This window comes from Tepidiforma sp. (assembly GCF_034433535.1).
GTDB lineage: Bacteria > Chloroflexota > Dehalococcoidia > Tepidiformales > Tepidiformaceae > Tepidiforma.
Window position 1 is genome coordinate 1 of record NZ_DAOUAO010000022.1, and the last position, 11,408, is coordinate 11,408.

Here is an 11,408-nt window from a genome sequence, read left to right on the forward strand (position 1 = left end):
TGCTCGGTGAGCTCCTCGGGCACCACCACCGTCACCCGCACAATCATGTCGCCCCTGCCGGTGCCGCGCAGGTGCGGCACGCCCTTCCCGCGGATGACGAAATCCTCGCCGCTCTGGGTGCCCGCCGGGATTTCGAACCGCATCTCGCCCTCGAGCGTCGGAATCGTCACCTCGGCCCCCAGCGCCGCCTGCGCGATGTTCACGGGCAGCTCCAGCACGATGTGGTCGTCCACCCGCTGGAACCTCTCGTGCGGCGCCACCCGCAACAGCACGTACAGGTTCCCGGGCTCCCCGCCACGCGGCCCCGCCTCGCCCTCGCCCGTCAGCCGAATCTGCGCGCCGTCATCCACACCGGCCGGAACCTTCACGACGATTCGCCGCGTCTCCCGCGTTCGCCCCGTCCCCCGGCAGGTGGTGCACGGGCTCGTAATCACCCGCCCTTCGCCCTGGCAGCGGCCGCAGGTCATCACGTTCACGAACTGGCCGAACACGCTCTGCTGCGCCCGCCGGATTTCGCCCACCCCGTTGCACTCCGGGCAGACCGCCGGCGACGTGCCCGGTTCGCTCCCGCTCCCGCCGCAGCGCCCGCAGCGCTCCAGCCGCTGGTACTCAATCTCCTTCTCGCAGCCGAAGACCGCCTCTTCGAACGTCAGCCGCAGGTCATAGCGCAGGTCCGAGCCGCGCTGCGGGCCCCGCCGCCGCCCGCGCCGCGCCGCCCCGCCGAAGAAGGCATCGAAGATGTCGCCGAAGCCTTCGAAGTGCGTGAATCCCTCGAAGCCGCCCGCGCCCATCCCGGCCCCGCCGTCGACGCCCGCGTGCCCGAAGCGGTCGTACAGCGCCCGCTTCTGCTCATCGCTCAGGACTTCATAGGCCTGGTTGATCTCCTTGAACTTCTCGGCGGCATCCGGCGCCGGGTTCCGGTCCGGGTGGTACTCCATCGCCAGCCGCCGGAACGCTCGCTTGATCTCGGCCTGATCCGCGCTCCGTGGCACGCCGAGCACCTCGTAGTAGTCGCGCTGACCGGTTGCCATCGAGTTAGCAGTGTACCAAATCGAGTGCTAAGGCCCCCGGCCCGCGCCCCCTCGCCCCCTACCGCGCGATGAACCCGCCATCCACCGGCAGCGCCGCGCCGGTCACAAACGAGGACTCATCGCTCGCAAGGAAGAGCGCCATTGCCGCGACCTCCTCCGGCGTTCCCATTCGGCCCACCGGCTCGCTCATCGCCAGCTGCTCCTCCGCCTCCGGCGCGACCGAGGTGAACCGTTCCACCATCGGCGTCCGGATGACGCCCGGGCAAATGGCGTTCACCCGGATGCCCTGCGTCGCATACTCCAGCGCGGCCGTCTTCGTCATCTGCACCACCGCCCCCTTCGAGGCCGTATACCCAACGATGCCCGGGAACCCAACCAGCCCCGCAACCGATGCCGTGTTGATGATCGAGCCGCCCCCGCTCTCCAGCATCAGCGGGATGCCGTACTTCATCCCGAGGAACACGCCCTTCGCGTTGACCGCCAGCACCCGCTCGAACTCCGCCTCCTCGTAGTCCGCCGTCGGCGCCTGGGCCCCTTCGATCCCGGCGTTGTTGAACAGGATGTCCAGCCGCCCGTAGAGCGCCTTCGTCCGCTCCATCATCTCCCGCACATCGGCCGCCTTCGAAACGTCCACCGTCATCGCCGCAGCCTGCGCCGGCCCAATCTCCATGGCCGTCGCCGCCTCCGCGCCCGTGATGTCGGCGCACACCACCTTGGCCCCTTCCGCCGCAAACAGCTTCGCCGCGGCCTTCCCAATCCCCGAGCCCGCGCCCGTCACGATCGCAACCTTGCCGTCGAGTCGTCCCATCGTTCTGCCTCCTGCTGAATTCGCCCCGATCCTGCCCCATCCGCGGTGAACGCCGCGACGGCCCAACGCCCGTTGCTGCCCGTCCGAACGGCGAGCCCTACCCGGCTGCCTCCTGGCCCGGGTAGCGCCACGGGCTGGCCGCTTCATAGGCGGCGCTCACGGCCAGCAACAGGGTATCCGCGAAGCGCGGCGCCACCGCCTGCAGCCCAATCGGCAGCCCCTCGCTCGAAAGCCCCGCCGGCAGCGACGCCGCCGGCAGCCCGAGAAAATTGAATGGGTACGTGAAGGGGATGAACCCCGCTGGCCCGACCGGCTTCCCCGCGATCTCCGAAGGCGGCGGTCCCTCCGCCCGGAAGGCTGTGGCCGCCGTCGTCGGCGTCAGCAGCAGGTCGTACCGCTCGAAGAACGCCGTCATCAGCCGATTCACCCGGTGCCGATCCTCCAGCGCCCGGGCCACATCGACCGCCGTGAAGCGCCGGCCCACCTCCGCGAACCGCAGGAACCCGGGCTCCAGCTTCGCACGCTGCTCCTCCGTCATGTCATCCACCAGCCGCGTGTCCCCTGCCGCCGCGATCGCCATCCAGGGGTCCATCGTGTCGCCGAAGCCGGGCCCATCCTCCACCAGCTCCGCCCCGACCGCCGCCGCCAGCCGATCCGCTGCCGCGCGGGCCACCCGCGCCACCTCCGGGTCGACCACCGCGTAGCCGAGGTCCGCGCTCCACGCCACCCGCCGCAGCCGCGGCCGCTCACCGAGCGCCGCCGCCTCATACACGCCGGTCGGACCATCCAGCACCTCCGGGTCGTTCGGGTGAGGCCCCGCCGCCGCATCGAGGTAGCGCGCCGCATCGCGCACCGTCCGCGCCATCGGGCCCAGCGTCGAAAAGTACCCCCACGTCGGAGCGTGCGCCCCCGCCCGGGGGATGCGATGCGCGGTCGGCTTGATCCCGTAGCAGCCGGTCATCGCCGCCGGGATGCGGATGGAGCCTCCCCCGTCCCCGGCCGTTGCCAGCGGCACCATCCCCGCCGCCACCGCCGCGCTCGACCCGCCGCTGGAGCCGCCGGGCGTGCGCTCGGGGTTCCACGGGTTGCGCGTCGGCCCCCACAGCCGGTTCTCGGTGAAGCCCTTGTAGCCGAATTCCGGCGTGTTCGTCTTCCCCACGATCACCGCCCCTGCCGCCCGCAGCCGTGCCACCTGCACCGAGTCCTCCTGCGCGATTCGGCCTTCGAACGCCCGCGACCCCTCGGTGAAAAGCAGCCCCTTCACCGGCTCCAGGTCCTTCACGCCGATGGGCACCCCGGCCAGCAGCCCCGGGTCCTCGCCGCCCGCCACCCGCGCATCGATCGCCTCCGCCTGCCGCAGCGCGCCCTCCGCATCCACCTGGATGAACGCGTTCAGCCCCGGGTTCAGCTCAACAATCCGCTCCAGCGCCCGCTCCGTCACCTCCCGGGCGCGCAGCTCCCCCTTCCGTACCCGCTCGGCGATCTCCCAGGCCGGCATCCAGCGATCCATCGTCGAACCCTCCCTTGGCGTCGGTGCCGCGCCATTGTAGCCGTGCCTGCCCCGGGCGCACCCATTCCCGGCCGGCCCATGCCCATACGGTCCACCCGGCCCCCGCGACGGGACCGCCCGGCCGCTCCCGCGGGGCGCCGCGGCGCCTACCCTCGCCGGCATGGGGCATTCCCCGATTGCCCGGTCATCACGTCGTGTGGTTTCCTCATTCGCGAGCGCCACACCGCCCGGGAGCCCCCGATGAAGCTCGCAGCCGTCCTCGCCACCAAAGGCACCCGCGTCGCGACCATCCCCGCGAACGTCTCCGTCGCCGAAGCGGTCGCAACCCTCGCCGCCCGCAACATCGGCGCCCTCGTTGTCACCGGCCCCGACGGCGCCGTTGCCGGCATCATCTCCGAGCGCGACATCATCCGTGCCCTCGCCGCCGGCCAGCCCCTCCGCGCCCTCGCCGTCGCCGAGGTCATGACGAGCCCGGTCGTCTGCGGCGCCCTCGAGGACGACATCGAACCCGTCCTCGCCACCATGACAGCGCGCCACTTCCGCCACCTGCCCGTCGTCGATGGCGGCCAGCTCGTCGGGCTGGTCACCACCGGCGACCTCGCACAGGCGCTCCTGCAGAGCCTCGCCGGGCGCGTCGAAACCCTCGAACTCCGCCTCGAAGCCGAAATCGAACAGTTCGGGGTCGGCCGGTGAGCGTTCCGCTTCGCATCGCCATCATCGGCTCCGGTCCAGCCGCCCTCTACACGCTCGAACACCTCCTCGCGGCGCCCGGCCTCGACCTCGAAGTTGACATCTTCGAACGGCTGCCGACCCCCTTCGGCCTCGTCCGCGCCGGCGTCGCACCCGACCACCAAAAAATCAAAGCCGTCACCCGCGCCTTCGAGCCCCTCCTCGCCGACCCCCGCGTGCGCTTCTTCGCCGGGGTCGAATACGGCCGCCACCTCACCCTCGACGACCTCCGCCAGGCCTACCACCTCGTCTGTTTCGCCACCGGCGCCCAGTCCGACCGCCGCCTGGACATCCCCGGCGAAGACCTCCCCGGCTCCCTGCCCGCCACCGCCTTCGTCGCCTGGTACAACGGCCACCCGGATTTCGCCGGCCTCCAGCCCGACCTCTCGTGCGAATCCGCCATCGTCATCGGCGTCGGCAACGTCGCCATCGATGTCGCCCGCATCCTCTGCCTCACCCCGGACGAGCTGCGCCGCACCGATATGCCGGACTACGCCATCGAAGCGCTCAGCACGTCGCGCATCCGCGAGGTCCACGTCCTCGGCCGCCGCGGCCCGGTCCAGGCCGCCTTCACCACGCCCGAGCTCAAAGAGCTCACCACGCTCGAGGACACCGCCCTCGTGATCCGCCCGGAAGAGGCCGAGCTCGACCCCCTCAGCCGCGCGGAACTCGAACGCTCCCCCGACCGCACCCTCGCCCGCAAAGTCGAGCTCATCCAGCACATCGCGGCGAGCCCGCCCCCGCCCCGGGGCCGCCGGCTCTACCTCCGCTTCTTCATCGCCCCCGACCGCCTCATCGCCGGCGAAGACGGCCGCGTCGGCGCGGTCCACTGCCAGCGCACCCGGCTGGTCGAAACGCCCGGCGGCGGCCTGGCCGCCCAACCCACCGGCGAGGAAGAGCTCATCCCCGCCGGCCTCGTCTTCCGCAGCGTCGGCTACCGCGGCCGCCCGCTGCCCGGGCTCCCGTTCGATGAGCGCCTCGGCACGGTCCCGAACCGGGGCGGCCGCGTCATCGACCCCGCAACCGGCGACCCCATCCCCGGCCTCTACGTCGCGGGCTGGATCAAACGCGGCCCGACCGGCGTCATCGGAACCAACAAGCCCGACGCCGCCGAGACCGTCCGCGCCATGCTCGAGGATGCTGCCGCCAGCCGTACCCTCGCCACGCCGCGGGTCGACCGTGCCGAACTGGAGCGCCTCGTGCGCTTCCGCCAGCCCAACGTGCTCACGTTCGCAGACTGGCAAACCATCGACCGACTCGAGCGCGAGGCAGGCGCCGCCTGCGGCCGCCCGCGCGTCAAGCTCACCTCGTTCGAAGCGGTGCTCCGGGCCCTCGGCCGGTCCCCGGCGCCCGCCTGAGCCGCATCCGCTCAAGAAACCGCCGATTCGCGCCGACAATCCGGCAATGGACGATGACATCGGGCCGATTGCGCGGCCCCGAGTTGGCGCGCCCGCAGCGGTCATCCCGCGCGGCGGCGCCCCTGGCGGCCACGGCACCCTCGCCGCCGAGCGGCTCTTCACCATCGACCTCGCCGCCGCCGACATCCCCTGGCAGTACGGCGATGACGTCATCATCTCCGTCGGCGAACCCGGCGCCGCGGTGGCCGCCCTCGCCCGCTTCCGCGAAGCCCGCCCCTGCCACGCCATATTCACCCGCCAGAGCCCCTGGCGCCCCTTCGACCGGCGCGCCTTCGCCCGCTACCGTGTCCGCCTCGAGGTGCTGATCCCCGCGCCGCCCGGCCCCATCCATGCCGCTATCGTCGACCTCTCCCTCGGCGGCTGCGCCGTCGAGGCGCCCGCACCTCCGCCGCCGGGCTCCCCCGTGGCGCTCACCCTGCTCGAGACCTCCCACCTCCCGCCCTTCCCCGCTGCCGTTGTCCGCAGCCGGCCAGCCGGCGAAGCGCTCCACCTCTGGCACCTCCGTTTCGAACCCCTCGAGCCCCGGGCCCGCACTTTCCTGCAGGACCTGGTCGCCGCGCTCGCAGCCGCCCTCCAATCGGGCGAGGCGGCCTGAACCGCGCTACCATACCGGCCACCCTCCCCGGAGGCCCGCCGTGACCCTCATCGAACCCGACCACGTCCCTTCCGAAGAGCCCGGGCGCTACGACTGGCCCGCCCTCGTCGCGGCCCTCGAACGCCTCCTGCGCCTCCGAACCCCGCCCATCGGCATGAAGCTCTTCGAAACCGTCGAAGAGATGGAGCGCATCCCCCGCCTCCGTCGGCCGACCGCCATCCACACCACCGACCAGGTCGTGGCTCAGGCCGCGCGCCTCGGCTGGACCGTCGGCATCACCGCCGAAGACCTCGTCGGGGCCCAGTGCGGCGCCGTCATCGGCCTCCACCCGCAGGATGAGGAGTGGCGCTCGGGCCGGCGTATGGCCGGCGTCTGGTTCGAAACCCCCGAGGACGCCGCCGCTCACCAGGCCGCGATGGACGTGGTGCCCTTCGGCCGCTACCGCGCCATGGCCGTCTCCCCGCTCGCCAGCGGCCGCCTCGACCCGCCCGATATCTGCCTGATCTACCTCACGCCGGGGCAGGCAATCATCTTCATCAACGGCCTGCAGTGGAGCGGCTACCGCAAGTTCCAGTGGGGCGTGGTCGGCGAATCCGCCTGCGCCGATAGCTGGGGGCGCGCGCTCCTCACCGGCGAGCCCAGCCTCGCCATCCCCTGCTACGCCGAGCGCCGTTACGGCGGCGTCCTCGATGACGAGCTGCTCATGGCGCTGCCGCCGCGCTACCTGCCCCGCGCCATCGCCGGCATGGAGCGCCTCGCCGCCAACGGCCTGCGCTACCCGATCCCCCAGTACGGCATCCAGGCCGATGCCCGCGCCGGCCTGGCCCGCAGCTACGGCTAACCCTGCAGCCCCAGGCCCCGCAGGAAGTCGATCAGCGCCGTGTTGACCGCCTCCGGCGCCTCCTGCTGCACCCAGTGGCCGGCCCCCGGCACCAGCACCAGGTCTTTCAGGTTCGGGACGTGCTGGCGGATGTTCGCCTCCGGCGCGAAGCCGCGCACCGGGTCGCGCTCGCCGGTGATGAACAGCGCCGGAACCGTCACCTTCGCGTTCCGCCACGCCCCCATGAGCTCCCAGTTGCGGTCGATGTTCCGGTACCAGTTCAGCCCGCCCCGGAACCCCGTGCGGCTGAACTCGTTCACGAAGAAGTCCAGGTCCTCCGGGGTCAGCCACGCGGGCAGCTCCGGCGGGTCCACCATGTTGTCGAGGAACTTCGCCGTCTTCGGCCGCGGCTGGGCCATCTCCGGCGTCGGCACCAGGTTGCCCGAGGCAGTGAACAGCAGCTTGCGCATCGTCAGCCGCACGTCGGCCTCCAGCTCAGCCTCGGCCTTCCCGGGCTCCTGGAAGTACAGGATGTAGAAAAAGTTATCCCCGAATATCGCCTTCATCCCGTCCGTCGGCCGAACGTCGCCGCGCGGCGCGTACGGCACGCTCATCCCGGCCACCGCCGGGAAGCGGTCCGGCCGCAGGAGCGCCGAATTCCAGGCCACCGGCGCGCCCCAGTCGTGCCCCACGATCACCGCCCGCTCCTCGCCGAGGGCGTCGAGCAGCCCGACGATATCCCCGACCAGGTGCAGCTGGGTGTATTTCTCGATCTCCGCCGGCGCCTCCGTCTGGCCGTACCCGCGCTGGTCGGGCGCGACCGCGTGGAAGCCGGCCTCGGCCAGCGCCGTGAGCTGGTGCCGCCACGAATACCATGACTCAGGCCAGCCGTGGCAGAGCACCACCAGCGGGCCCTGCCCCGCCTCCGCGATATGCATCGAAATGCCGTTGGTCGAAATCGTCCGATGGGTAATTGCTGCCGCCATCCTGGCCGTCCTTTGCGGGATTCCGGCGCTGCCGGGAGGCGGAGCATACCCGGTCTTTCGCCTCACGCAAAAGACCCTGCCGTGCGGCAGGGTTCGCGGTCATCACCCCGGGGGAGGAGCTACTCCGCGCCCGCCTTCACCGGCTCGCCGTGCTGCTCGTCCTTCTTCACCCGCTCCATGTGTTCCAGCCCCTGCATGCTGAAGCCGAGGTCGCCCAGCTCGCAGAGGAAGCTGCAGTAGGTCAGCCGCAGCGCACTGGTCGACTTCGAGGGGCTGTAGAGCAGGTTGCACCGCTTGCAGCGGATCATCCCCGAGAACTCTGCGTCGCGGCCGAAGGGCGGAATCACCTTATCCCGGTCGTCACTCGCGTTCATCGCACATCCTCTCATCTACAGTATGCGGCAACCTCCCGCAACGCGCGCACCCGCCTCCTCCCGCTTTCTTACCCTCCCGGCTCCCGGCTCCCCTCTCCCGGCTCCCGGTTCCTCGTTCTTGGCTCCCTGGGCCGGGGCGGGATGTGGCGGCGGCTCCCGGCTCCCCGCTCCCACCTCCCACCTCCCACCTCCCACCTTGCCCCCCTCCATCCGTCCCCGTACAGTCCCCCTGCAACATCCACCCCCAAGGACAGCGCCCATGGATCCCCAGGTCGAAGCCCTCCTCCAGATGATGGCCGCCCAGGCAGAGGCCTCCGGCGTACCCCCCATGTGGGAGCTCCCTGCCGATGTCGCCCGCGCCAACGCCGAGACCGCCTTCGCCGCCTTCAACCAGCCCCTGCCCGAATCCGTCACCATCACCGACCGCTCCCTTCCCGGGCCCGCCGGCGAGATCCCGGTCAAGATCTTCACCCCCGCCGGTTCCGGACCCTTCCCGCTCGTGGTCTACTTCCACGGCGGCGGCTGGGTGATCGGCTCGCCGGCCACCCACACCCGCCTTTGCGCCGAGCTCGCCGAGGGCGCCTCCGCCGTAGTCGTCAGCGTCCACTACCGCCTCGCTCCCGAGCACACCCCGCCCGCCCAGCTCGATGACTGCGTCGCCGCCGTCCGCTGGGCCGTCGAGAACGCCGCCTCCCTCAACGCCGACGGCTCCCGCTTCGCCCTTGCCGGCGACAGCGCGGGCGGCAACCTCGCCGCCTGCGCCGCCCTCCGCCTGCGCGATGAGAACGGCCCCCAGGCCCGCCTCCAGCTCCTCCTCTACGGCGCCTTCACCGGCGATAACAACCTGCCCTCCGTCATCGAAAACGCGGAGGGCAAGATCCTCACCCGCCAGGCCATGGACTGGTTCTACGGGCACTACCTCTCCGGCGGCGCGAACCCACAAGACCCCTACATCTTCCCCATCCACGGCGACCTCCGCGGCCTCCCGCCCGCCCGCCTCATCGTCGGCACGCTCGATCCGCTCCTCGACGATTCGAAGCTGTTCGCGAAGGCCCTGCAGGATGCCGGCGTGCCGACCACGCTCAGCATCTACCCCGACCAGCCACACATCTTCCTCCAGCTCACCGCCCTCCTCGATGGCGGCAAGAAAGGCATGGCCGAGGCCTGCCAGGCCCTCCGCGAGGCCCTCGCCTGAGGTCGCTCAGCCCGCTGCCGCAGCCGGGGCAGGCCGCGACGCCGCCCCGGCCCGGGCGGACCGCCGCCAGCCGAAGAAGAGCGGCGGCAGCAGCATCCCGAAGAACACCGCAGTGAACCCGAACGCCGCCCGGATCGACACGTCATCCGTGATGAACCCGAGCGTCGCCTCGAGGAAGCCCACCTGCAGGCTGAACAGCAGCGAGACCGTGCTCAGCACCGTCGCCCGCCGGTCGCTCGGCGTCAGTTCATTGACGTAGGTATCGAGCACCGGCCGCACCAGCCCCTGCACCACCGCCGGCAGCGCGAACAGCGCGAACGCCCCGAGCGCATCCCAGGCCGCCAGCCCGGCGTAGGCCAGCACCGCCGCCGCGCAGGCCGCCCCCACCACCCGGTCGCGGCCAAGCAGCCGCGCTGCCCGCCACGCCACCAGCGCCCCGATGATGCCCGCCACCCGCACCGGCGCCTGGAACACGCCGAACAGCCCGGTCGGCACGTCGTGCACGATCAGGAACGGCTGCACCAGCACCACCGGCGCGAAGGTGGCCATCATCAGGCCGGTCGAGAGGAACATCGTCGCCCGCACCGCCCCGTGCGACCACGCAAAGCCGAAGCCGGTCTTCAGCTGCTCCAGGTAGCCGCGCCGCACGTGCTCCACCCGCGGCTCGCGCATCGCCAGGGCGGCCGCCATCGCCCCCAGCGGCGTCACCGCGCTCACCTGGACCGTGAACGCCATCCCCGCCAGCGCAGCAACCACCCCGCCGAGGATGATGCCCCCCAGCCCCGCGCCCATGGTCAGCGCGAAGCCGCGCCCGGCGATCGCCGTGAACTCGCTCTCCCGGCCGGCCGCCTTCAGCGAATCGAAGACCACCGCCTGGTCCGCCCCGCTGCGGCACGCCTGCGCCACCGCCCAGAGCATGTAGTCCGCGAACAGCATCCAGTAATTCGTGGTCAGCCCGAACCCCAGGATCGTCGCCGCATACACCGCCGCGCCCAGCGCCAGCACCCGGCTGTGCCCAATCCGGTCGGCAAGCGCCCCCATCGGTGCCTCCAGCGCCGCCACCGCGAACCAGAAGGGCAGATCCATCAGCAGGACGTACTTCAGCTCCAGCCCGCGTTCGACCACCAGGTACTTGATCCAGATGCCGAACCACAGGCCGAAGTCCATCAGCGCGATGAACGCGTAGTAGAGCCGCACATTGCGGCGGGCGACGGCGGCGGCACCGGGCATAATCCCGCCAGTCTACGGCCCTCCGCCGCTCCGGTCCTCCGCGCACGGCGCAAAGCCCCCGCCGCCGGGCAGGGGGCGTTGCAGGTCCACTACCGTGGACGGGATGGCGCCTAGGGGATCTGCGTCAGGATGGAGAACAGGCCGGCGCCGATAATCGTCGAATCGCTCGAAAACGCGATGATGCTCAGCACCAGCACCCACAGCGCCAGCCCAACCACATTCGCCATCACCACCTGCGTCGAATCCGCGTTCGTCACCGCTTGCGCGGCGTAAATCGACATCACGAACAGCAGCACCACCGACCCGATCGCAAACACCGGGTAGAGCACCGGGATGAACATCAGCACGCTCAGCGCCAGCGGCCACGCCCCGTAGCCCATCGTCCGGAAGAGCGACTGCACATCCGCCGACGCCTTGTACACCTGCACCAGCATCACATACACCACCAGCACCCAGGCCGCGTACAGCGCCGCCATAAACACGCCGCCCAGGATGAACGTGTTCAGCCACACGTTGTCCGGGCGGAAATCGAAGTTGAACTGCCAGAACAGCGTCGCGCCCAGGCCCGCCAACAGCGACGCCGCCAGCGCCACCACGAGGGCCGGCACCAGCTCGTTCACGTCGTCCCGCACCTCGTCGAAGACCGAGGTGTCAAGCCGCACCAGCCGCATCAGACGATTCATCACCAGGTTCGGGTCCATGCTGCCTCCTG

At 71.2% G+C, this 11,408-nt stretch carries 12 protein-coding genes; 5 read left to right on the forward strand and 7 right to left on the reverse strand.

Annotated elements, in window-relative coordinates; translation table 11 throughout:
- The 3 genes from dnaJ to VAE46_RS01490 all read right to left on the reverse strand — a co-directional run.
- Positions 1–1,031 (reverse strand): molecular chaperone DnaJ (gene dnaJ / locus VAE46_RS01480; RefSeq protein WP_322795132.1); only part of this gene is annotated, 1,031 nt, incomplete at its 3' end.
- A gap of 58 nt (positions 1,032–1,089) precedes the next feature.
- Positions 1,090–1,839, reverse strand: a complete 750-nt coding sequence (locus tag VAE46_RS01485) for a glucose 1-dehydrogenase (RefSeq protein WP_322795133.1) — start codon at positions 1,837–1,839, stop codon at positions 1,090–1,092.
- Positions 1,840–1,936: 97 nt separating this feature from the next.
- The gene (locus VAE46_RS01490; protein ID WP_322795134.1) at positions 1,937–3,349 is read right to left on the reverse strand and encodes an amidase; all 1,413 of its coding nucleotides are present in this window, start codon (positions 3,347–3,349) and stop codon (positions 1,937–1,939) included.
- Positions 3,350–3,589: 240 nt separating this feature from the next.
- On the opposite strand from VAE46_RS01490, the gene VAE46_RS01495 reads away from it, so the two are divergent.
- Genes VAE46_RS01495 through VAE46_RS01510 form a run of 4 tightly spaced genes read left to right on the forward strand, consistent with a single transcriptional unit; the run spans position 3,590 to position 6,932 of the window.
- The gene (locus VAE46_RS01495) at positions 3,590–4,042 is read left to right on the forward strand and encodes a CBS domain-containing protein (protein ID WP_322795135.1); all 453 of its coding nucleotides are present in this window, start codon (positions 3,590–3,592) and stop codon (positions 4,040–4,042) included.
- Complete coding sequence (locus VAE46_RS01500; RefSeq protein WP_322795136.1) at positions 4,039–5,436, forward strand: FAD/NAD(P)-binding protein; 1,398 nt, start codon at positions 4,039–4,041, stop codon at positions 5,434–5,436. Before VAE46_RS01495 ends, VAE46_RS01500 begins: the two co-directional genes overlap by 4 nt.
- Before the next feature lie 46 nt (positions 5,437–5,482).
- On the forward strand, positions 5,483–6,091 hold the full coding sequence (locus VAE46_RS01505) for a PilZ domain-containing protein (protein ID WP_322795137.1): 609 nt from the start codon (positions 5,483–5,485) through the stop codon (positions 6,089–6,091).
- Positions 6,092–6,140: 49 nt separating this feature from the next.
- Positions 6,141–6,932 carry a DUF169 domain-containing protein gene (locus VAE46_RS01510; protein ID WP_416223926.1) on the forward strand — a complete coding sequence of 264 codons (792 nt, stop codon included), beginning with the start codon at positions 6,141–6,143 and terminating at the stop codon, positions 6,930–6,932.
- Here VAE46_RS01510 and VAE46_RS01515 read toward each other — a convergent pair.
- Together VAE46_RS01515 and VAE46_RS01520 are read right to left on the reverse strand one after the other, a co-directional pair.
- Entirely contained in the window at positions 6,929–7,897 is a 969-nt protein-coding gene (locus VAE46_RS01515; RefSeq protein ID WP_322795139.1) for an alpha/beta hydrolase, read from the reverse strand. The genes VAE46_RS01510 and VAE46_RS01515 overlap by 4 nt on opposite strands.
- Before the next feature lie 119 nt (positions 7,898–8,016).
- The gene (locus tag VAE46_RS01520; protein WP_322795140.1) at positions 8,017–8,271 is read right to left on the reverse strand and encodes a hypothetical protein; all 255 of its coding nucleotides are present in this window, start codon (positions 8,269–8,271) and stop codon (positions 8,017–8,019) included.
- Between the two features lie 259 nt (positions 8,272–8,530).
- Between VAE46_RS01520 and VAE46_RS01525 the strand changes: the two genes are divergently transcribed.
- Positions 8,531–9,466 carry an alpha/beta hydrolase gene (locus tag VAE46_RS01525; RefSeq protein ID WP_322795141.1) on the forward strand — a complete coding sequence of 312 codons (936 nt, stop codon included), beginning with the start codon at positions 8,531–8,533 and terminating at the stop codon, positions 9,464–9,466.
- A gap of 6 nt (positions 9,467–9,472) precedes the next feature.
- On the opposite strand, the gene VAE46_RS01530 is transcribed toward VAE46_RS01525, so the two are convergent.
- Positions 9,473–10,696 (reverse strand): MFS transporter, encoded by a 1,224-nt coding sequence (locus tag VAE46_RS01530; RefSeq protein WP_322795142.1) that lies wholly within the window; start codon positions 10,694–10,696, stop codon positions 9,473–9,475.
- 110 nt (positions 10,697–10,806) lie between these two features.
- On the reverse strand, positions 10,807–11,408 hold a 602-nt coding region (locus tag VAE46_RS01535), incomplete at its 5' end, for a hypothetical protein (protein ID WP_322795143.1).